This window comes from Acidovorax sp. GW835-FHT14B10, from assembly GCF_058793725.1.
Window position 1 is genome coordinate 1 of the sequence record NZ_JBXAGC010000019.1, and the last position, 21,803, is coordinate 21,803.

Annotated in this window: 19 protein-coding genes; 6 read left to right on the top strand and 13 right to left on the bottom strand. The window is 66.7% G+C overall.

The window, feature by feature from the left end; all coding sequences use genetic code 11:
- Positions 1-148: 148 nt before the first annotated feature.
- From cysM to AC1Q5S_RS14975, 3 genes are all read left to right on the top strand, one after another.
- Positions 149-1,051 carry a cysteine synthase CysM gene (cysM, locus tag AC1Q5S_RS14965; RefSeq protein WP_303834154.1) on the top strand — a complete coding sequence of 301 codons (903 nt, stop codon included), beginning with the start codon at positions 149-151 and terminating at the stop codon, positions 1,049-1,051.
- 90 nt (positions 1,052-1,141) lie between these two features.
- Positions 1,142-1,720 carry an NUDIX domain-containing protein gene (locus tag AC1Q5S_RS14970; RefSeq protein WP_303834157.1) on the top strand — a complete coding sequence of 193 codons (579 nt, stop codon included), beginning with the start codon at positions 1,142-1,144 and terminating at the stop codon, positions 1,718-1,720.
- 5 nt (positions 1,721-1,725) lie between these two features.
- A complete protein-coding gene (locus AC1Q5S_RS14975) occupies positions 1,726-1,953 on the top strand; it encodes a sulfurtransferase TusA family protein (protein WP_303834158.1) in 228 nt (75 codons plus the stop codon).
- A 63-nt stretch (positions 1,954-2,016) separates the two neighbouring features.
- Here the strand turns inward: AC1Q5S_RS14975 and galU are convergent, their stop codons facing one another.
- The 9 genes from galU to hemC form a co-directional block, all read right to left on the bottom strand.
- Positions 2,017-2,910: a UTP--glucose-1-phosphate uridylyltransferase GalU gene (gene galU / locus AC1Q5S_RS14980; RefSeq protein WP_303834160.1), complete on the bottom strand. Its 894-nt coding sequence runs from the start codon at positions 2,908-2,910 to the stop codon at positions 2,017-2,019.
- Between the two features lie 43 nt (positions 2,911-2,953).
- On the bottom strand, positions 2,954-5,830 hold the full coding sequence (locus AC1Q5S_RS14985; protein ID WP_303834162.1) for a valine--tRNA ligase: 2,877 nt from the start codon (positions 5,828-5,830) through the stop codon (positions 2,954-2,956).
- A gap of 320 nt (positions 5,831-6,150) precedes the next feature.
- Positions 6,151-6,723 carry a YceI family protein gene (locus AC1Q5S_RS14990; RefSeq protein WP_287951718.1) on the bottom strand — a complete coding sequence of 191 codons (573 nt, stop codon included), beginning with the start codon at positions 6,721-6,723 and terminating at the stop codon, positions 6,151-6,153.
- A 56-nt stretch (positions 6,724-6,779) separates the two neighbouring features.
- Complete coding sequence (locus AC1Q5S_RS14995) at positions 6,780-7,355, bottom strand: YceI family protein (RefSeq protein WP_287951719.1); 576 nt, start codon at positions 7,353-7,355, stop codon at positions 6,780-6,782.
- Positions 7,356-7,388: 33 nt separating this feature from the next.
- Positions 7,389-7,964 carry a cytochrome b gene (locus AC1Q5S_RS15000; protein WP_287951720.1) on the bottom strand — a complete coding sequence of 192 codons (576 nt, stop codon included), beginning with the start codon at positions 7,962-7,964 and terminating at the stop codon, positions 7,389-7,391.
- A 241-nt stretch (positions 7,965-8,205) separates the two neighbouring features.
- On the bottom strand, positions 8,206-9,483 hold the full coding sequence (locus AC1Q5S_RS15005) for a heme biosynthesis HemY N-terminal domain-containing protein (protein ID WP_287951721.1): 1,278 nt from the start codon (positions 9,481-9,483) through the stop codon (positions 8,206-8,208).
- Positions 9,484-9,627: 144 nt separating this feature from the next.
- On the bottom strand, positions 9,628-10,758 hold the full coding sequence (locus AC1Q5S_RS15010) for a uroporphyrinogen-III C-methyltransferase (RefSeq protein WP_287951722.1): 1,131 nt from the start codon (positions 10,756-10,758) through the stop codon (positions 9,628-9,630).
- A complete protein-coding gene (locus tag AC1Q5S_RS15015) occupies positions 10,755-11,570 on the bottom strand; it encodes a uroporphyrinogen-III synthase (RefSeq protein WP_287951734.1) in 816 nt (271 codons plus the stop codon). The genes AC1Q5S_RS15010 and AC1Q5S_RS15015 overlap by 4 nt, the downstream gene beginning before the upstream one ends.
- A gap of 1 nt (position 11,571) precedes the next feature.
- Positions 11,572-12,510, bottom strand: coding sequence for a hydroxymethylbilane synthase (gene hemC / locus AC1Q5S_RS15020; protein WP_287951723.1), 939 nt, complete (start codon positions 12,508-12,510; stop codon positions 11,572-11,574).
- Between the two features lie 133 nt (positions 12,511-12,643).
- Between hemC and ppc the strand changes: the two genes are divergently transcribed.
- Positions 12,644-15,433, top strand: a complete 2,790-nt coding sequence (gene ppc / locus AC1Q5S_RS15025) for a phosphoenolpyruvate carboxylase (protein WP_287951724.1) — start codon at positions 12,644-12,646, stop codon at positions 15,431-15,433.
- 12 nt (positions 15,434-15,445) lie between these two features.
- On the opposite strand, the gene AC1Q5S_RS15030 is transcribed toward ppc, so the two are convergent.
- From AC1Q5S_RS15030 to AC1Q5S_RS15045, 4 genes are all read right to left on the bottom strand, one after another.
- On the bottom strand, positions 15,446-16,711 hold the full coding sequence (locus tag AC1Q5S_RS15030; protein WP_287951725.1) for an AI-2E family transporter: 1,266 nt from the start codon (positions 16,709-16,711) through the stop codon (positions 15,446-15,448).
- 335 nt (positions 16,712-17,046) lie between these two features.
- A complete protein-coding gene (locus AC1Q5S_RS15035) occupies positions 17,047-17,946 on the bottom strand; it encodes a sulfurtransferase (protein ID WP_287951726.1) in 900 nt (299 codons plus the stop codon).
- A gap of 63 nt (positions 17,947-18,009) precedes the next feature.
- Positions 18,010-18,921 (bottom strand): DMT family transporter, encoded by a 912-nt coding sequence (locus AC1Q5S_RS15040; protein ID WP_287951727.1) that lies wholly within the window; start codon positions 18,919-18,921, stop codon positions 18,010-18,012.
- Positions 18,922-19,051: 130 nt separating this feature from the next.
- Positions 19,052-20,191: an aromatic ring-hydroxylating oxygenase subunit alpha gene (locus AC1Q5S_RS15045; RefSeq protein WP_303834167.1), complete on the bottom strand. Its 1,140-nt coding sequence runs from the start codon at positions 20,189-20,191 to the stop codon at positions 19,052-19,054.
- Between the two features lie 322 nt (positions 20,192-20,513).
- Between AC1Q5S_RS15045 and xseB the strand changes: the two genes are divergently transcribed.
- Both xseB and AC1Q5S_RS15055 read left to right on the top strand, forming a co-directional pair.
- A complete protein-coding gene (gene xseB, locus AC1Q5S_RS15050; protein ID WP_287951729.1) occupies positions 20,514-20,756 on the top strand; it encodes an exodeoxyribonuclease VII small subunit in 243 nt (80 codons plus the stop codon).
- Complete coding sequence (locus tag AC1Q5S_RS15055) at positions 20,741-21,760, top strand: polyprenyl synthetase family protein (protein ID WP_422204688.1); 1,020 nt, start codon at positions 20,741-20,743, stop codon at positions 21,758-21,760. The genes xseB and AC1Q5S_RS15055 overlap by 16 nt, the downstream gene beginning before the upstream one ends.
- The last annotated feature ends 43 nt before the right edge of the window (positions 21,761-21,803 follow it).

The following is a 21,803-nucleotide window of genomic DNA, read 5'->3' on the forward strand; positions in this document are numbered from 1 at the left end:
CACTCAATCCCTTGTCCCATGCGGCTTGGCAGGCAGTGACCTCAAGCAAGAACTACGTAGAAGTCCCTATTTTTGAGTCCCCTGCGTCTACCAATTTCACCACCCGGGCAGAATATGGGAAGCCCTGAATTATGGCACAGTAGGGTGTATGAAATATCCGACGATTGAAGACGCGGTGGGTCAGACACCGCTGGTGGCGCTGCAGCGCATTGGGGCCCAGGACAACGCGGCGCGGGGCAATGTGGTGCTGGGCAAGCTGGAGGGCAACAACCCGGCCGGGTCGGTGAAAGACCGGCCTGCGCTGTCCATGATCCGCCGCGCCGAAGAGCGTGGCGACATCCGCCCCGGTGATACGCTGATCGAGGCCACGTCGGGCAATACCGGCATTGCGCTGGCCATGGCGGCGGCCATCAAGGGCTACCGCATGGTGCTGGTGATGCCCGAGGACCTGTCCATCGAGCGCGCGCAGACCATGAAGGCTTTTGGCGCCGAGCTGGTGCTCACGCCCAAGAGTGGCGGCATGGAGCATGCCCGCGACCTGGCCGAGGCCATGCAAAAGCGTGGCGAGGGCAAGGTGCTGGACCAGTTCGCCAACCCCGACAACCCGCGCATCCACTACGAGACCACCGGCCCCGAGCTGTGGGAGCAGACGGGCGGGCGCATCACCCACTTTGTGAGCGCCATGGGCACCACGGGCACCATCACCGGGGTGTCGCGCTTCCTGAAAGAGAAGAACCCGGCCATCCAGATCATCGGGGCGCAGCCACAAGAGGGCTCGCGCATTCCGGGCATCCGCAAGTGGCCTCAGGAATACCTGCCCAAGATCTACGACGCCACGGCGGTCGATGAGATGGTCTATGTGAGCCAGGACGACGCCGAGGAAATGTGCCGCCGCCTGGCGCGCGAGGAGGGTATTTTCGGGGGCATTTCGGCGGCGGGTGCCTGCTGGGTGGCGCAGCAGATCGCCGCGCGCGAGAGCAATGCCACCATCGTCTTCATCGTGTGCGACCGGGGCGACCGCTATCTTTCCACCGGCGTGTTTCCTGCGTGATGCCATCGGCCATGGTGGAAACTGGTTTTAGATGAAATAGGCATCTGGCGCCTGATGAATAAGCGCTGGAAGCTACAAAAATAATAGTATATGCATTACGAAGCACGCCACTGCACGCACTGCGGCACCGCCCTGCAAGCCATCATCCTGGCGGAAGATTGCGGCGACAAGGAGCGGCTGCGCTGCCCCGTCTGCGGCTGGACGCACTGGAACAACCCCACGCCCGTGCTGGCGGCCATTGTGGAGATTGGCGGCAAGGTGCTGCTGGCGCGCAACGCGGCCTGGCCGGGCAAGATGTTTGCGCTGATCACCGGCTTCATGGAGGCGGGCGAGTCGCCGCAGGAAGGCATCGCGCGCGAGGTGAAGGAAGAGACCAACCTCGATGTGCGCTCCACCATGCTGGTGGGAGCCTACGAGTTTCTGCGCATGAACCAGATCATCATTGCCTACCATGTGGTGGCCGAGGGGGAGGTGCGGCTGTCGCCCGAGCTGGTGGACTACCGGCTGTACGATCTGGCAGACCTCAGGTGCTGGCCTGCGGGCACGGGCTACGCGCTGGCCGACTGGTTGCGTACGCGGGGGCACGAGCCGGTGTTTTTTACGGCCGAGGAAAATGCAGAACGGCGGCGCGGGCTGGACGACCCGCAACTGCAACTGCCAAAGGATTGAACACCATGGACATTCACAAAGAAATCGACACCCGGGGCCTGAACTGCCCCTTGCCCATCCTCAAGGCCAAGAAGGCCCTGGCCGACATGGCCAGCGGCCAGCTGCTCAAGGTGCTGGCCACCGACGGCGGTTCACTGCGCGACTTTCAGGCGTTTGCCAAGCAGACCGGCAATGAACTGGTGGAGCAGAAGACGGAGGGGGTGGAGTACATCCACATTCTGCGGCGGCGTTAGTCAAAATGGCTGCCAGCGCTTTTCTGGCAAGCGCTGGCAGCTATCGAGAGTGAAGCGCGAGGGTTACAGCGCCAGGGCCTTGAGGTATTCGCGAAACTGCGCGCCCACCTGCGGGTGCTGCAGGGCCAGCTCCACCGTGGCTTCCAGAAAGCCTTCCTTGCTGCCGCAGTCGTAGCGCTTGCCTTCGTATTGGAACGCGTACACGGCCTCGTTTTGCATCAGGCGGGCGATGCCATCGGTGAGCTGGATTTCGCCGCCCACACCGCGCGGCTGGTTGCGGATCTCGTTGAAGATGCCGGGCGTGAGGATGTAGCGACCGGCCACGCCCATGCGCGAGGGGGCTACGTCGGCCTTGGGCTTTTCGACGATGCGCTCGATGCGGATCAGCGGGCCGCCAGCGGGCTCGCCCGCCACGATGCCGTAGCGATGAACCTGGTCGAGCGGCACCTCCTGCACGGCAATCACAGAGCGCCCCTGCTGGCGAAACGCGGTGGCCATCTGCGCCAGCACGGCTTCGCCACCGGGTGGGCCCACCATCAGGTCGTCGGCCAGCAGCACGGCAAAGGGCTCGTTGCCCACCAGCGCCTCGGCGCACAGCACGGCATGGCCCAGGCCCAGCGAACGCGGCTGACGCACAAAGGCGCAGTCCATGTCGTCGGGCTGGATGGAGCGCACCAGCTCCAGCAGCTCTTTCTTGCCGGCGGCTTCCAGCTCGGCCTCCAGTTCGTAGGCGGTGTCGAAATGGTCTTCAATGGCGCGCTTGCTGCGGCCGGTGACGAAGATCATGTGGCGGATGCCGGCCGCGTAGGCTTCTTCCACGGCGTATTGGATCAACGGCTTGTCCACCACAGGCAGCATTTCCTTGGGCGATGCCTTGGTGGCCGGCAGAAAGCGGGTGCCGAGGCCTGCCACGGGAAACACGGCTTTGCGCACGGGGGTATTGGTGGACTGGATCATGGTGGGTGTGCTGTGGGTGGGTGGTGAAAGGCGGCTCGGCGGATCAGCCCAGGCGGACCAGCTGGTCGCGCAGGCGGGCCAGCGTGGCGCCAAAGTCGGCGATGCGCTTTTTCTCCTGGTCGATCACGGCCGGGGGGGCCTTGGCCACAAAGGCCTCGTTGGAGAGCTTGTTGTGGGCCTTGGTGATCTCGCCTTCGATGCGGGTGGTTTCCTTGGTCAGGCGGGCCTTTTCGGCGGCCACGTCAATTTCCATGTACAGGCACATGCGGGCATCGCCCACCACGGCCACTGGCGCGGCCTGCGCGGCCTTGCTCCATTCGGCCTCGTCGTCAAACACCTTGACCTCGCTGAGCTTGGCCAGGGCTTGCAGCACCGGGGCCACGCCGCGCATGAAGTCGGTGTCGCCCACCACGAACAACGGCAGGCGGGTGGAGGGCGAAACGTTCATCTCGCCGCGCAGGGCGCGGCAGGCGTCCACCAGGCCCTTCACACGACCCATGTGGGCGATGGACGCCTCGTCGATTTTCGCGGACTGGGCCTCGGGGTAGCGGGCTATGCTGACCGACTCGCCCTTCAATCCGGCCACGGGCGCCACCGTCTGCCACAGGGCTTCGGTGATGAACGGGATGATGGGGTGGGCCAGGCGCAGGATGGCTTCGAGGGCGCGGATCAGCGTGCGGCGCGTGGCGCGCTGCTCGGCCTCGGTCCCGTTCTGGATCTGCACCTTGGCGATCTCCAGGTACCAGTCGCAGTACTCGTTCCAGACGAAGTCGTAGATCGTGTTGGCCACGTTGTCCAGGCGGTACTCTGCAAAGCCCTTGGCCACTTCGGCCTCGGTTTTTTGCAGCAGCGAGGTGATCCAGCGGTCGGCCTGGCTGAAGTGCATGTAGCTCTCGGTGCAGCCCTGGCTCGCATCCAGCCCGCAGTCCTGGCCTTCGCAGTTCATCAGCACAAAGCGGCTGGCGTTCCAGAGCTTGTTGCAGAAGTTGCGGTAGCCCTCGCAGCGCTTGCTGTCGAAGTTGATGCTGCGGCCCAGGCTGGCCAGCGCGGCAAAGGTGAAGCGCAGCGCATCGGCGCCATAGGCCGGGATGCCCTCGGGGAATTCCTTTTGCGTGTTCTTGCGCACGGTGGGCGCCGTTTCGGGCTTGCGCAGGCCGGTGGTGCGCTTGTCGAGCAGCGGCTCCAGGGCGATGCCGTCGATCAGGTCCACCGGGTCGAGCACATTGCCTTCGGACTTGGACATCTTCTTGCCCTGCGCGTCGCGCACCAGGCCGTGGATGTAGACATGCTTGAACGGCACGCGGCCCGTGAAGTGCGTGGTCATCATGATCATCCGGGCGACCCAGAAGAAGATGATGTCGTAGCCCGTCACCAGCACGCTGCTGGGCAGGTAGAGGTTGAAATCGTCGGTGGCGCTGTCGCCCTGGTTCGGCCACCCCATGGTGGAAAACGGCACGAGGGCCGACGAATACCAGGTGTCGAGCACGTCTTCGTCGCGGCGCAGCTGCCTGCCCGGGGCCTTGGCCTGGGCCTCGGCCTCGTTGCGGGCCACGATCACGTTGCCGTCTTCGTCGTACCAGGCCGGGATCTGGTGGCCCCACCACAGCTGGCGGCTGATGCACCAGTCCTGGATGTTGTTCATCCACTGGTTGTAGGTGTTGACCCAGTTCTCGGGTACGAACTGCACCTCGCCGCTGGCCACGGCATCGATGGCTTTTTGTGCGATGGATTTGCCGGTAGCGTCGCCCGCGCCCACCTTGCTCATGGCCACGAACCACTGGTCGGTGAGCATGGGCTCGACCACCTGGCCGGTGCGGGTGCAGATCGGCACCATGAGTTTGTGCTTCTTGGTTTCGATCAGCAGGCCCAGGGCTTCCAGGTCGGCCACCACGGCCTTGCGCGCCACGAAGCGGTCCATGCCCTGGTATTTGGCCGGGGCGTTCTCGTTCACCGTGGCCTGCAGCGTGAGCACGCAGATCATCGGCAGCTGGTGGCGCTGGCCCACGGCGTAGTCGTTCTGGTCGTGCGCGGGCGTGACTTTCACCACGCCGGTGCCGAATTCCTTGTCCACATAGTCGTCGGCGATCACCGGGATCTGGCGGTCGCACAGCGGCAGGTTCACCATCTTGCCGATCAGATGCTTGTAGCGCTCATCCTCGGGGTGCACCATCACCGCCACGTCGCCCAGCATGGTTTCGGGGCGCGTGGTGGCCACCACGAGCTGGCCCGAGCCGTCGGCCAGTGGGTAGGCGATGTGCCAGAGCGAACCGTCCTTCTCCTCGTTCTCGACTTCCAGGTCGGACACGGCGGACTGGAGCTTGGGGTCCCAGTTGACGAGGCGCTTGCCCCGGTAGATCAGGCCCTGCTCGTACAGGCGCACGAAGGTCTCGGTCACCACCTTGGAGAGCTTGTCGTCCATGGTGAAGTATTCGCGGCTCCAGTCCACGCTGTCGCCCATGCGGCGCATCTGTGTGGTGATGGTGTTGCCGCTCTTTTCCTTCCACTCCCACACCTTGGCGACGAAATTCTTGCGCGCCTCGGGCGGGGTGGGGCCCATGTCGTGGCGGCTGATGCCCTGTTCCTGCAGCTGGCGCTCCACCACGATCTGCGTGGCGATGCCGGCGTGGTCGGTGCCGGGCACCCAGGCCGTGTTGTGCCCGCGCATGCGGTGGTAGCGGGTGAGGCTGTCCATGATCGTCTGGTTGAACGCATGGCCCATGTGCAGTGTGCCCGTGACGTTGGGGGGCGGCAGCTGGATGGCAAACGACGGTGCGCCGGCCTGGGGCGCGCCGGTGCCACGAACGCCCGCTGCGCCGTAACCGCGGCGCTCCCACTCGGGGCCCCAGTGGGCTTCCAGGGCGGCGGGTTCGAAGGACTTGGAGAGGCTGTCGAGGCCGGGTTGGGCAGTGGTGTCGCTCATGGCGGAATGGCAAATGAAAACGGCATCCCCAAAGGATGCCGTCAGGTTGACTGGGGGCGGGATGCATCGATTTTACCGGCCAGCTCCTGCGGTCCTGAACACATGCTGGGTTTTGGAGCGTTTTTGCCTCCGGTGCATGTTCTATAAGCGTCAATAGCTATTAATAAATGAGCGTTTGTGCCGCACGGGAAAAGCCCCGGCAGCTTGGTCGGCGGCGCGCCCCTTGCGCCTTGCGGGTTGTTCATTCGTTCAGGTGCTAAAAAAGCCGCCTGCTGGATTCCAGCAGGCGGCTTTTTGACGGGCGTGAAACTGCCGGGGGCTTATTGCTTGACGGCTTCGACCTGGACCACCAGGCGCACGTTCTTGGGGAAGCCCCAATCCACGCCGTAGTTGATGCCGAATGCCGTGCGGTCAATGGTGGTCTCGAAGTCGCCACCGCAGACTTCGCGCTTGAGCATCGGGTTGTCGTAACAGGCGAACTGGTTGGCCTTCAGCGTGACGGGCTGGGTTTTGCCGGCGAGCGTCAGCTTGCCATCGACCGCAGTGACCTTGTCGCCGTTGAAGTGGAACTTGTCCGAGACAAACTTGGCCGTGGGGTGCTTGGCCGCGTCAAAAAGCTCGGCACTTTGCAGGTGCTTGTCAAAGGCCGCGGTGCCAGTGTTGATCGAGGCGACGTCGAGCGTGATATCGACCTTGCCGCTCTTGCCCGCCTTGTCGAATTGCACGGTGCCTTCCTTCTTGTCGAAGCGGCCACGGTTGGTGGTGGCGCCGAAGTGGCCGATCTCGAAGGTGGCAAAGGTGTGCGTGGGGTCAATGGCGTAGGTAGCGGGGGCTGCTTGGGCGGCAGTGGCCAGCACGGCGGTGGCGGCAAGGGCGAAAAGGGATTTGCGCATCAAAAAACTCCTGAATGAAAAGGATGGGGAAACAGGGGGAACGGAAAGAAAAACGATCAGAGCTTGGCCACGCCGGAGAGTGCAAGCTTGAATTTCACCTGCACATCGTCGGCCACCATGGAGGTGTCGGCCCACTCGTTCTCGCCGATCTTGAACGCCAGGCGCTTGAGTGGCAGCGCGCCGGTAGCCATGGTGGTGGCGCCGTTTTGCACCAGCGTGACCGGCACCACCACGTCGCGGGCCACGCCCTTGATGCTGAGCTTGCCGGCCACCTCGAATTTGCCTGCGCCCAGGGCCTTGATGGCGCTGGACTGGAACGTGGCCTGCGGGAACTGGGGCACGTTGAACCAGGTGGGCTTGGGCAGCTCGGAATCGGTTTCGCGTGAGCCCATGGTGGCGCTGCCGGTGTCCACCATGAAGGCGATCTTGCTCGTGGCCAGCTTGGCGGGGTCAAAGCTGACCTGTGCGTCGAACTTCTTGAAATGGCCTTGCAGCGGCACACCCATCTGGCGCGCGGTGAACTGCACTTCGCTCTGGGCGGGCACCAGCTTTTGCTGTGCCAGCGCAGGCTGGGCCGCCAGCAGGGCGGCGCTGCCCAGGGCCAGGGCCGAGAAATAGGAAGAAACTTGCATGGGAGGCACTCCTGAAAAATGGGGCGACGGGGATCAGCGGCGGCCCGGCAGCATGCGCTGCAGCAGCCCGTCGCGGTCAATGAACTGGTGCTTGAGCGCGGCAGCCACATGCGCCACCACGAGCGCTGCCATCGCCATGGCGCTGAGCTTGTGCAGTGGTTTCAGTGCATCGGCCAGATCCGGGCTGACCGGGGCGAAGTCGGGCAACTGCCACAGTCCGAGAAACACGATGGGAAAGCCTGCCGCCGAGCTGTAGGCCCAGCCCAGCAGGGGCACAGCGAAAAACAGCAGGTACAGCAGGTGGTGCGCGCCGTGGTGCGCCATCTGCTGCCACCGGGGCATGGCGTTTTGCACGCGGGCCGGCAGGTGCGGAGGCCGGTGCACCAGGCGCCAGCCCAGGCGCAGCAGCGACAGCACCAGGATGCTGACCCCGGCCCACTTGTGCCAGTTGTAGAGCTTCAGGCGCTGGGGGGAAAAGGGCAGGTCGGCCATGTACAGGCCGACGCCAAACAGGGTGACCAGCGCAAGGCCCAGCAGCCAGTGCAGCAGCATGGCGGTGTGGGTATAGCGTGGGGCGGCAAGGGCCTGGCCGGGGTCGGAGGAAGGCATGTTGGTGAAAGCGTTGAGGTTGTCCGTGGCGCGAGGCTGCACGGTATGCAGCACTTGCCAGGCGGATGCCGTGCAGGAATGGCTCCAGTTTAGGGAGTCACGGGACGGGTGGGTTTCAGATGGATTGACGGTTCAATTCAAAAAAACTGAATTGATCGGCCGTCTGCGCTCAAAGTTCCCCAACGCCCGCTGTAAAGAGGGGCTGGCCGCCAGGGCGGCGGCCCACTGCGCCAGCGCCGCTTCAATGCGCGAGTGCGGCCTTTTTCCAGGCGGCTGCGGCGGCTTCGCTGTCGTTGCGGCGCTCGGCCAGCGCGGCAAGATGGCGCCACGCGCTGGCGCGCAGGCCGGCGTCGGGCAAATGCGGGGTGGCCTGGGTCAGCAGCTGCTGTGCCTTGCCCCACAACTCGCGTTTCAGGCAGGCCACGCCCGCCAAGTATTGCAGGTGGGCATCGCGCGGGTTGGCCTGCTGGGCGGATTCGATGCGCGCCAGCCAGGAGGCATCGAGCGTATCCAGGGTCGATTCGAGGGCCCGCACCAGCTTGAGCGCATGCGGGTCGGGCAGGGCATGCGGCTGCTTCACCATGAGGTCCCAGGCCGGCAGCAGCCAGGCCCTCACCTGCGCCGGTTCGCCCCCCAGGGTTGCCAGGCGCTGGGCCGCGTGGATGGCCAGTTCCGGCATGCCGCGTTCGGACTGTTCCAGGTGCAGCCAGGTCTGTTGCAACTGGGCCGTGTCGTGCGCGCCATTGATGAGCTCGGTGGCCAGGCCGCGCACGATGCTTTGTGCGGCGCCGGCCGAGAAGGCGTGGTGCTTGCCCAGCAGGCGCGCCGTGTCCAGCGCGTCCTGCGTCTGCCGCGCCAGACGGGTGGCCTTGAGCCGGATGCGCAGCGCCAGCGTGCGCCGGGCGGCGCCCTGCGGCAGAACGGCAAGTCGTTCGAGGGCGGCACGGGCGTCGCGGTCATCCAGCAGCCAGCGCGCGGCACGCATGTGCACGCCTTCACGCAGTTCCTGCTCGTGCGCGGTGCCGCCTGCGGCCACCTGGCCCAGGGCCTGCTGCAAATGGCTGTCGCGCGTGGCGCGGTCCTGCAGCGCGTGTGAGCTTTCGGCGGCCACCATGTGCGCCAATGCCCTCAGGTGGAGGCCGTGGGGCACTGTTTCTCCGTCGGTGGTGAGCGCTGCTTCCTTGGACAGGGCCGTCAGTGCCGCCTTGCGTGAGCGGATGAAGCGACCGGCGAGCATGTGCGCCAGGGCATCCAGCATGGCGCCGTGCATGGCACGTTCTTTTTGCTGCACACGCCACCGCAGGGCCTGGCGCGGCAAATTCAGCAGGGCGGCCAGCGCGCTCATCGCGGCATACACCGTGACAAAGGTGCTCACCAGCAGCAGCACCACCATGTTCAGGGACAGGTCGATGCGGTAGGGCGGCCAGTACAACGTGATGGTGCCCTGGTTGTTGCCCGCAAACAGGGCCGCGGCCACGGCCACGCCAAACAACGCCAAAAGCCAAAGTGCAGCACGCATATCAGTGACCCATTGCGCTACGCGCACCCGTAGCCTGGAAAAGTGGCGCGCACCCATGCCAGCGCCACCGTGGAACTGGCTTTGCCAGGCCGCGGGTGGCGTCCCCCCTTGGGGGGAAGGCGCGAAGCGACTCAGGGGGGCTCATCATCTTCCCGCAGCGGCCGTGGCCAGTGCCGAGAGGGTTTCGTCCAGACGGGGCTGCTCGGCGGCCTTCATGCTGGCCTGGGCGGTCTGCAGCAAGGCGGCGGCAGCCTGCGTGCGGCGCGATGCCGGGTCGAAATACTTGTTGAGTGCCGCGGTGGCGGCGGTCAGATCGGCGCGGGCCGACTCGAACTGGCGCGCGAGTACCCCCAGGCGGGCGTTGAGCAGCTTGAGCTTGAGGTTCTCGCGCAGGAAGAAAGTCTGCTCGGGGGCCAGCAAAATGGCCTCGGGCTGGTCGATGCGGCTCACGCGCACCAGGTTGCGGGCCTCGTCGCGCACGACCTCCCAGCTGCGCTGCAGCGTGGCCTGCCACCAGGCTTGGTCACCTTGCGGGGCTGCCCCCGCGTTTGCAGGGCCGGGGGTTACGATTGCCAGGCGGCGCGTGGCGGCGGCCTGGGCCACGGCATTCTGCACGGGCAGTTCATCTACCTGGCGCACCAGGTCGTCGAGACGGACCAGCAGGCCGGCGGTGTCGGTGACGGTGGCGCGGGTGAGCCGGTCGAGGTCACGGCCTATGGCGCGCTGCACCGGGGCCAGGCGGGGCTGTGCCGCGCGCTCGATGCGCTGGTTTGCGCTCTTGAGCGTGGCCACCAGGGGTTCGAGGCTGCCCGTGAGCTGGGCCTGCTGTTGCGCCAGGCGGATGGCCGATTCAATATCGACCACGAGGTTTTCGTCGCGTGATCGCGACAGGCTTTGCATGAGTTCTTCGAGCTGGCTGCGCTGCAGTGCCACCTCGCCCACCCGGGCCTCGGTCACCGAGAGGCGGGCGGCCGTGTCGCGCACCAGTTCTTCGGCCTGGCGCGCCATGGTTCGCGCTTCGACGGCCTGGGCCCCTGCATCGGCCGATTGGCGCGCCAGCTGCTCCTGGATGGTGTTGAGCTTTTGCCACAGCAGCCCGCTGCTGACCAGGGCCGCGAGGGCCACCGCGCCCAGCAGATAGGTGCCGACACCGGTGCGTCGCGGCGTTGCGACCGGGGCGACCCCCACCGCCGGGCTCGCGCCGGGTGCGGCAGCGCTCACCGGGGTGCCTGGGGCGACTGGGGTGGACGGATCGATGGAGGGCTCGGGGCTCATGCCACCGATTCTATCGAGGCCATCACGTCGTCCAGTGCGGGTCGGCATTCCTGTACCTGGCCAAAACCGGCGGCGCGTGCCGATTGCGCAATGCGCGGGTGCGTGGCCAGGGCGCGCGCTGCCCGCAGTACCAGGCCTGGCACGGCGCTGGCCAGGTGCGTGAGGGCTTCCGAGCTGCTGAGCAGCCACCACGATCCGTCGCTCGCGGCGGCATGGGCCAGCGCGGTCTGCTCAGGCGTGAGATGCGGGGCGCCACGGGTGTAGGCCACCACGAAATCCACCGTGGCGCCGGCCTGCTCGATCTGGCGTGCCAGCCAGTCGCGGCCCTGGCCCGGACCGGGAGCCGAGCCCTCGGAGCAGCCGCGCACGATGAGAATGCGGTCGCCTGCGCGCACCTGCGGTGCCACCCGCTGCCACAGGGCTTCCGAATCAAACTGCAGGGCGTCGGGCGCCGGGCTGTCGATGCGCTCGCGGGGAACCCCCGCGTGCACCAGCGCCTGCACAGTTCCGGGGCCAGGTGCCCAGGCTCTTGTTGTGATCGCTGATGGCGCAATCGCACCAGGCGCCAGAGGCTCTTTTTGATCAAAAAAATAGTCCGCGGCATTGCCGCTGACAAACATGGCGGCGCGGTAGCGGTCGAGGTGTGCACGGGCCTGGGCCAGCGCGGTCCGGGCAGCGGGGTCGGTGCAGGGGCCAATGGCAATCAGGGGCAGCGCCGTGGCGGCATGGCCGCGCGCGCCCAGTTGCTCCACCCAGTGCGCTGCCTCGCGCGCCGGTCGGGTGACGATGATGCGGGCGCTGGCCACCGTGATCTCAGCCGGCCACGGGGTCAACGCCCCGGGCACCACCGGCGCGCAGGCGGGCGGCAATCTCGACGCCCAGGGCATCGGCGGCTGCCAGCGTGGCCACCGGGGCGCTGGCGCTGGCGCGCACCAGGGGCGTGCGGCCGTCGGGGTCGCCCCAGGCGGCGTCCAGGTGCAGGGTGCCCTGCACCAGCCGGCCATGCGCGGCCAGCGGCATCGAGCAGCTGCCGCCCATGGAGCGGCTGACGGCACGTTCGGCCGTCACGGTGAGCCAGGATTCCTGGTGCGCCAGCGGTGCCAGCGCCGCCATCAGGTCCTGGCGGTCACTGCGGATCTCGATACCCAGGGCGCCCTGGCCCGCGGCGGGCAGCATGTCGGTGGTGGCGAATTCGGTGCGGATGCGATCCTGCAGGCCCAGGCGCTTGAGACCCGCGGCCGCCAGCACGATGGCGTCGTAGTTGCCTTCATCGAGCTTGCGCAGGCGCGTATCGAGGTTGCCGCGCAGGGGCTCGATCCTGAGGTCGGGCCGCAGGGCCTGCAGCAGCACCTGGCGGCGCAGGCTGGAGGTGCCGACCACCGCGCCCTGGGGCAGGGCATCGAGCGATGCGTAGCGGGGTGAGACAAAGGCATCGCGCGGGTCTTCGCGCTCCATCACGCAGGCCAGGGCAAAGCCTGCGGGCAAATCCATGGGGACGTCTTTGAGCGAGTGCACGGCGATGTGGGCACGGCCTTCGTCGAGCGCCACCTCCAATTCCTTGACGAACAGGCCCTTGCCGCCCACCTTGGAGAGGCTGCGGTCCAGGATCTGGTCGCCCTGGGTGGTCATGCCCAGCAGCGATACGGAGTGGCCGCGTGCGCGCAGCAGGGCCTGCACATGTTCGGCTTGCCACAGGGCCAGGCGGCTTTCGCGCGTGGCGATCACCAGGGAGAGGGGTTGTGTCGGGCTCAATTTCGTAACCTATTTGTAATCATTGGGCAAGCAGCAATGCTAGCATCGCGCCGCACCGGTGGCTGGTGTCCGCACAGGCCTGCGCAGCAGGCGGGCAGCGGCCGGCTGCCCCCTCAATCCGGAGACCCACCCCATGAAACGATCCGACAAGGACCAGCCCCTGATAGACGATATCCGCCTGCTGGGGCGCATTCTGGGTGACGTGATCCGAGAGCAGGAGGGGGTGGAGGCCTACGAACTGGTGGAGCAGGTGCGCAAGCTCTCGGTGGCTTTCCGGCGCGATGCCGACCAGGAGGCCGACCGTGCCCTGAAAAAACTGCTCAAGTCGCTGTCGGGCGACCAGACGGTGAGCGTGATCCGCGCCTTCACCTACTTCAGCCACCTGGCCAACCTGGCCGAAGACCGCCACCACATCCGCCGCCGCGCCGTGCACGAGCGCGCGGGCGACACGCAGGAGGGCAGCATCGAGGTGGCCCTGTCGCGCCTGCGCTGGGCCGGCATTGCGCCCAAGACCATTGCGCAGACGCTGGCCAGCAGCTATGTGGCGCCGGTGCTCACGGCCCACCCCACCGAGGTGCAGCGCAAAAGCATCCTGGATGCCGAGCGCGACATCGCCCAGCTGCTGGCCGTGCGCGACGATATCCAGGTGCGCGCCCAGCTGTACAACAGCGCCAAGGACGCGCTCACACCGCGCGAGCTGGCGGCCAACGAAGCCCTGCTGCGCGCCCGCGTGGCCCAGCTGTGGCAAACGCGGCTGCTGCGCTACAGCAAGCTCACGGTGGCCGACGAGATCGAGAACGCGCTGTCGTATTACGAAGCCACTTTCCTGCGCGAGATTCCCAAGATCTACGCGGACCTGGAGCGCGAACTGGGCCAGTACCCGGTGCACAGCTTCTTGCGCATGGGCCAGTGGATCGGCGGCGACCGCGATGGCAATCCCAACGTGACGGCGCAAACCCTGCAATATGCCTTGCGCAGCCAGTCCGACATGGCGCTGCGCCACTACCTCACCGAGGTGCATTTTCTGGGGGGCGAGCTGTCGCTGTCGGCGCGGCTGGTGGCGGTATCGCCCGAAATGCAGGCGCTGGCCCAGCGCTCGCCCGACACCAATGAACACCGCCAGGACGAGCCCTACCGCCGTGCCCTGACCGGCATCTACGCGCGCCTGGCGGCGTCGCTCAAGGACCTGACCGGCGGCGAGGCCGCCCGGCATGCGGTGGCGCCGCAGAATGCCTATGCCAGTGCGCAAGAGTTCCTGGCCGACCTGCGCGTGATCGAAACCTCGCTCAAATCCCACCACGGCGAAGCCATGGCCGCAGAGCGCCTGCACCCGCTGATCCGCGCGGTGGAGGTGTTCGGCTTTCACCTGGCCACGGTGGACCTGCGCCAGAGCTCCGACAAGCACGAAGAGGTGGTGGCCGAATTGCTGGCCACGGCCCGCATCGAGCCGAACTACAGCAGCCTGCAGGAGGCCGCCAAGCGCGCGCTGCTGATCAAGCTGCTCAACGACGCGCGTCCGCTGCGCGTGGTGGGCGCCCAGTATTCAGCCCACACGCAAGGCGAGCTGGCCATCTTTGAAACGGCCCGTACGCTGCGCCAGCGCTATGGGCACGAGGCGATTCGCCACTACATCATCAGCCACACCGAAACGGTGAGCGACCTGCTGGAAGTGCTGCTGCTGCAAAAAGAAGTGGGCCTGATGGACGGCACGCTTGATGCCGAGTCGAAAAATCACCTCATCGTGGTGCCCTTGTTCGAGACCATCGAAGACCTGGCGCAGTCCGCGCCCATCATGCGCGAGTTCTATGCCTTGCCCGGCGTGGCCGCGCTGGTGCAGCGCAGTGGTGGCGAACAGGACATCATGCTGGGCTACAGCGACAGCAACAAGGATGGCGGCATCTTCACCAGCAACTGGGAGTTGTACCGCGCCGAGATCGCGCTGGTGGAGCTGTTCGACGAGCTGGCCACCAGCCATGGCATCCAGCTGCGCATGTTCCATGGCCGCGGCGGCACCGTGGGGCGGGGCGGCGGCCCGAGCTACCAGGCCATCCTGGCGCAACCCCCGGGCACCGTGCGGGGCCAGATCCGCCTGACCGAGCAGGGCGAGGTGATTGCCTCGAAGTACGCCAACCCCGAGATTGGCCGGCGCAACCTCGAAACCCTGGTCGCCGCCACGCTCGAAGCCACGCTGCTGCAACCCACCAAATCGGCCACCAAGGCGTTTCTGGACGCCGCCGCGCAGCTGTCAAAGGCCAGCATGGACGCCTACCGGGCGCTGGTGTACGAAACCCCGGGCTTCACCGACTATTTCTTCAATTCCACGCCCATCCGCGAGATTGCCGAGCTCAACATCGGCTCGCGCCCGGCATCGCGCAAGGCCAGCCAGAAGATCGAAGACCTGCGCGCGATTCCCTGGGGCTTCAGCTGGGGCCAGTGCCGCCTCACGCTGCCCGGCTGGTACGGCTTTGGCGCTGCGGTGGAAGCGTTCGTCAACCTGGAGGGCAAGGACCCCAAGGCCCAGATGGCTTTGCTGCAGCGGATGTACCGCCAGTGGCCGTTCTTTCGCACGCTGCTGTCCAACATGGACATGGTGCTTGCCAAGAGCGACCTGGCGCTGGCCTCGCGCTACAGCGAACTCGTTACCGACGCCCGCCTGCGCAAGAGGGTGTTCAGCGCCATCGAGGCCGAGTGGCACCGCACGGCCGATGCGCTGACCCGCATCACCGGCGACAAGCAGCGCCTCACGCACAACACGGCGCTGGCCCGCTCCATCAAGCACCGTTTTCCCTACATCGATCCGCTGCACCACCTGCAGGTGGAACTGGTGCGCCGCTGGCGCGCAGGCCAGGGCGACGAGCGGGTACAGACGGGTATCCACATCTCGATCAACGGGATTGCGGCCGGGTTGCGCAACACGGGTTGAGGGGGCAGGTTCTCAGTCCCCCAGCAACTCGCCCACCGGCTTCAGGTCCTCCACCCGGTCGCAGACGGCCTTCACGGCCATCATCACCGGGATGCCCAACAGCAGCCCCCACAGGCCCCACAGCCAGCCCCAGGCGAGCACGCTCACGAACACCGCCACGGGGCTCATGCTGCTGGCGCGGCTGGTGAGCCAAGGGGTGAGCAGGTTGCCGACGATGGTGTGGATGACCAGCGAGGCGCCGCCGATCGCCAGGGCCATGTCCAGCGTGCCGAACTGCAAAAAGGCCACCAGCCCCGACGCCCCCGTGACCAGCGCCGAGCCGATGTAGGGCGCCAGGTTGAGCACCGCAGCCACCACGCCCCACACCGCTGCATTCTCCAGGCCCAGCGCCCAGTAGGCCGCGCCGGTTGCCAGCCCCACCAGCACACTCGTGAAGACCTGGACCAGCAGGTAGCGCTGGATCTGGCTGGTGATGTCTGCGAGCACATGGATGGTGATCTTGCGCCGCTCCAGGCTGGTGCCCGCAATGCGCACCAGCTTGTCGCGAAACAGGTTGCCCGAGGCCAGCGCAAAGTAGGTGAGAAAAATCACCACCATGAGCTGCCCCAGCGCCGACATGAGCCCCATGGTTCCGCTCCAGAGGTAGTCTCGGATATTGAAGGGCGGGCGTTCGATGATGACCCGCTGCACGCCGCGGCGCGCCGGGGTGCTGGCGCCATTGTCGCTGGCGGCCTGCTCGATCTGCGTTGCGGCCTTTTGCACGGTGTCCAGGGGGCTGCTGGCGCCCGTGCGGTTCTTGAGGCTGTCGCGCACTTTCTTGGCCGCAACGGGCAGCGAGTCCACCAGCTGCGCTGCACCGTCGCTGAGCGACCAGGCCGTGGCTGCCAGGCCCGAGACAATGGCAATCAGCAGCACGCCCGCCCCCAGCCAGCGCGGCACATGCCAGCGCCACAGGGCTTCCACCGTGGGCCTGAGGGCCGTGGTCAGCAGCAGGCTGAGCATGATGGGAATGAACACCGCGCTGGCCCAGTGCAGCAGTGCCACGCTGGCAAACAGCGCCAGCAGCGCCAGCGACAGATTGCGCACATCCACCGGCATCTGCAGCATCACCGGCGCCCGCTGGCGGGGTGCCGTGGAGGCGGGCTGCGCGGGTGCCGCCAGTGTGGGCGTGGGCTCGCTGGCGGCAGCGGGCTGCGCATCGGCGGAATGGGGCGACGGGGCGGGTGGCACCGGCGAAGCGTGCGGTGGCGGCGGGATGGGCTCTGTGGGCTCGGTCATGCGCGGATTGTGCGGCAGCCGCAACCCCTGTCCTGTAGGCGGCCATCGCTTGTCTGCGGGGGAGCCGCGCACGCCAAAATCCTCATGGCTTGCCGATTTGTCGCGGGACCTTGCCGCTGGGGATCCTCTGGCGGGATCTTTTCAGAACGCTCTTGGCGGGGCTTTGGCGGTGGCTGGCGTGCCGCGTGTTGGTGGCCTCGTTGCCGACCTTCTTGGCCGCGTGCTGGGTCAGCAGGCTCTCAGGCGTTGCCCCTGCGTTCTGCACAAGGTTTTGACAGCGGCTACCAACCCTCTTTTTTGCGCTTTGGCAACCCAGGTTGCCGGATCTCGCCCTCTCAGCCTTTTTCGACGGGGCGGGCGGGGTCGGCGCACCATTCACTCCAGCTGCCGGCAAACAGTGCGGTGGGGCCCAGGCCCGCCACTTCCATGGCCAGCAGGTTGGGCACTGCACTCACGCCACTGCCGCACTGGTGCACCACGGTGGCCGGGTCGCGGCCGCCCAGCAGGGTGTCGAATTCGGCGCGCAGCATGGCCGCAGGCTTGAAGCGGCCATCGGTGCCGATGTTGTCGGTGAACGGGCGGTTGAGGGCCCCCGGAATGTGGCCCGCCACGGGGTCCAGCGGTTCCACCTCCCCGCGGTAGCGGGCGCCTGCGCGGGCGTCGAGCACGGTCTGGCCGGATTGCTGCAGGCGTGCCAGCACGTCGCATGCCGTGGCCAGCTGGCGCAGGGGCGCGCCCAGCTGAAAGTTGGACTGGAAGTGCGCGGGCTCCGCACCGCTGGCGACCGCGCCGCCCGCTGCCTGCCAGGCCTGCAGGCCGCCATCGAGCACCGCCACGGCATCGTGCCCGGCCCACTTGAGCATCCACCACAGGCGGCCACAGTAGTTGGCGCCGTTGCGGTCGTACACCACGGCCTGCATGCCGTTGGCAAAGCCCACGCTGGAGAGCCAGATGGCAAAGCGCTCGCGGCTGGGCAGCGGGTGGCGGCCGCCCGATGCGGGCTGGTCGGCCTCCTGCGCAGTGACGGTGCCGTGCATACCGGGTGCGCCGTGTTTGGCGCTCAGGTCGTTGTCGAGGTGGACGTACACGGCGCCCGGGATGTGGGCCTGTGCGTACTGCTGTGCACCGGCCGTTGGTTGCGTCAGGTCAAAGCTGCAGTCAAACACCATCAGCGGCGCGCCGCTGGCGATCAGGGATTGCAGGTCGGGGGCGGATACCAGGGTGGTGTAGGTCATGGGCTGTCGGGTACGCGCAGGCACCAGGGCGAAGGTGGAGGGCAATGGAGTGCCTCCATTGTGTCAATGTTCCTCGGCCGGTGCCCCGGGCGCGGCGCGGGTGCGCAGCACGGTGGCCACGATGCCGCTGCCCACGATCAGCACCATGCCGATCCAGCCCATGGGCGAAATCTGGTCGCCAAACAGCGCCACGCTGTAGATAGCCGCAAACACGATGCCCGAATACTGCAGGTTGGCCACCACCAGGGTGCCGCGCTGGGTCTTGGCGCTGGCGTAGGCCTTTGTCATGCACAGCTGCCCGCCCGCCGCCAGCACGCCAATGGGCAGCAGCCACAGCGCGGGCCAGCCCGGCCAGGGCGAGGTGCCGGTGACCAGCAGGGCGGTGCCGCCGGCCACGGCCGAACCCACGGCGAAATAGAACACCGTGCGCGATTCGGGCTCGCCCAGACGCGACAGCGCGACCACCTGCATGTAGGCAAAGGCGGCTGTCATGCCCGACATGAGGCCGATCAGTCCGGCAAATGCCTGGTTCTGGTCGAGGCTGGGGCGCAGCATCATCACCACCCCGACAAATCCGGTCAGCACCGTCAGCACCAGCGGGCCCTGGAACGCCGGACGTGGCGACGCGGCCGAAGGGCGCCAGGCCAGCAGCGCGCCGCCCACCAGAAAGGCGGCAATCCACACGCTGCTCATGTAGTTGAGCGTCATGGCCGTGGCCAGCGGCAGGTGGGCAATGGCATAGAACCAGGCGCCCAGCGATGCCACGCCGACCAGGCTGCGCCAGGCGTGCATGCCGGGGTAGCGCGTGGCCAGTGCCACGCGCTGGGAGCGCGCCAGCAGCCACAGGATTGCGATGCCGATCAGGCCGCGATAGCAGACCAGCTCGGCGGCGTTGAAATGGGCCGAGGCGATCTTGACGCACACGCCCATGCTCGCAAACAGGAACGCGGCCAACACCATCCAGAGGGCTTGCATGGAATCAATCGGGAAAAAATGGGGTGAACAATAAAAATAGCTGCCAGCGCTTGAAAAGCAAGCGCTGGCAGCTATTGTAATGAGAGCGTCTGTGCGCTGTCGGGCTTGTTGGGTGGTTGGCTCGCCGTATTCAGGCCTTTGGCGTTGTCTGGCCCATGGCCTCGCGGTACCACTCATGAAAGTGCTGCATGCCGTCTTCCATGGGGCTCTGGTAGGGGCCCACCTCATTGTCTCCGCGCGCCAGCAGGGCCTTGCGGCCGGCGTCCATGCGCTCGCCGATCTCGTCGTCCTCGATGCAGGTCTCCATGTAGGCGGCCTGCTGGGCCCCGACAAATTCGCGCTCGAAGGCGGCGATTTCCTCGGGGTAGTAGAACTCCACCATGTTCAGCGTCTTGGTCGGGCTGATGGGGTGCAGCGTCGAGACGGTGAGCACATGCGGATACCACTCGACCATGATGTGCGGGTAGTAGGTGAGCCAGATGGCACCGCGCTCGGGCATCTTGCCGCCGCGGTAGTTCAGCAGCACCTCATGCCACTTCTTGTACACGTCGGAGCCGGGCTGGCCGAAGGCCGAAGACACCCCCACGGTCTGCACCGAGTATTGCTTCTGGAATTCCCAGCTCAGGTCATCGCAGGTGACGAAGTGGCCCAGGCCCGGGTGGAAGGGGCCGACGTGGTAGTCCTCCAGATAGACCTCGATGAAGGTCTTCCAGTTGTAATTGCACTCGTGCAGCTCGATGCGGTCGAGCGCATAGCCCTCGAACGAGAGCTCGGCACGCGGGCCCATGCCTGCGAGGTCGGCCCCGATGTCGCGGCCGTTGTCCTCGAAGAGCAGGCCGTTCCACTCGCGCAGCTGGTAGTTGTTGAGGTTCAGGCAGGGGTCGTGCGCGAAGTGTGGCGCACCCAGCAATTCGCCGCTGGCCTTGTAGGTCCAGCGGTGCAGGGGGCACACGATGTTGCCGCCCGCGCTGCCTTTTTGCTGGGTGTTCAGCGAACCGCGGCCCTTGAGCATGACCGCCTGGCGGTGGCGGCAGACGTTGGAGATCAGCTCCACGCCGCCCTGGGCGTTGCGCACCAGCGCGCGGCCTTCGCCCTCCTGGGGCAAGGCGTGGTAATCGCCCGGTTGGGGCACGGAAAGCTGGTGCCCCACATAGCGGGGCCCGCGCTGGAAGATGGTTTCCAATTCGCGCTGGAACAACGCCTCGTCAAAGTAGCTTGAAACTGGTAGTTGGCTTGCGGCCTGCCGCAGTCGAAGACTTAAATCAGACATGGGGGACCTGACCTAAAGACTCCCCACAGGGAGGTTGTGGGAGGTGCGCTGGGGCGCATCTGGAAAAAGAAAACCGGCTAGGTGGCTAGCCGGCTCGAAAGGAATGGGATTATAAGCGGTGGGGTTATTCCCGCACCCCCCTTACGTGTATTGCCAATCGCGTTATGGCAGGTGGCGGCTGCATGGCGCGGGGGGTGCGGGCCGTGCTGGCAGCTTCGTCTCCGGCGGTGTGCCAGGACCTGTCGCGGGCGTGTGGCAGCGCCGTCTCATGGGTACGCCTAAAATCGTTTGTTTTATCTGCGCAACTTCTGCCGTCCTGCCCATGCCCAAGGCCTCTGCCTCCACCGCCCCACCCGCCGAACCTGCCAGCTATGAAGCGGCGCTGGAAGAGCTGGAGCAGCTCGTGGGCCGCATCGAGTCGGGCCAGCTGCCGCTCGATCAGATGCTGGCCGGCTACCAGCGCGGTGCGGTATTGCTGGCGTTTTGCCGCCAGCGGCTCGAAGCGGTGCAGGACCAGATCAAGGTGCTCGATGAAGGCACGCTGCAGCCATGGACGCAGGAATGATGGCTGTGCACGGCATCTCCACGGCTTTTGATCTGGCCGGCTGGAGCGGTCGGCACCTCGATCGTGTCGAGCAGGCCCTGGGGCAGTGGGTGGGCCGTGATGCGCCCGCCGGCCTGGGCGAGGCCATGCGCTACGCGGTGCTCGATGGTGGCAAGCGCCTGCGGCCGCTGCTGGTGCTGGCGGCCTATGAGGCCGTGCAAAGCGGGGCTGGTGGCGCAGCGCGCGAAGCGGCCCCATGCGCTGGGATGGATCCAGCGGCTCTGTGTGCCGGAATGGACGAAGCCGCCCTGCGTGCCGGAGCGAACGAAGCCGCCCTGCGTGCGGCGTGCGCCGTCGAGCTGATCCATGCCTATTCGCTGGTGCATGACGACATGCCCTGCATGGACAACGATGTGCTGCGCCGCGGCAAGCCCACGGTGCATGTGCAGTTTGGCGAGGCGCAGGCCTTGCTGGCGGGCGACGCGCTGCAGGCGTTTGCCTTTGAATTGCTGACGCCCGACGACGAACGCATGGCCCCGGCCGTGCAGGCCACGCTGTGCCGCCAGCTGGCGCGGGCTGCCGGATCGGCGGGCATGGCGGGCGGGCAGGCGATCGACCTGGCCAGTGTGGGGCTGGCCCTGACGCAGGACCAGTTGCGCCAGATGCACCGCCTCAAGACCGGTGCGCTGCTCCAGGCCAGCGTGATGATGGGCGCGGCCTGTGGCGCGTCAGGTGCCGCGGCGCACAAGGCGCTGGCGGATTACGGCGCGGCGCTCGGCCTGGCATTTCAGGTGGTGGACGATATCCTGGATGTGGTTGCCGACTCGGCCACATTGGGCAAGACCGCCGGCAAGGATGCCGCCAGCGACAAGCCCACCTATGTCTCCCTGCTGGGGCTTGCCCCTGCGCAGGCCCATGCGCAAGAGCTGCTGGCGCAGGCGCAAGCCGCGCTGGCCGCCTCGGGCCTGGCCGACACGCGTGCGTTGGCGGCGCTGGCCGACATGGTGGTGAGCCGCTCGTATTGACGCCCGGTGCTTGTCCGAACCCCATGCCTTGAATGTCAAATTG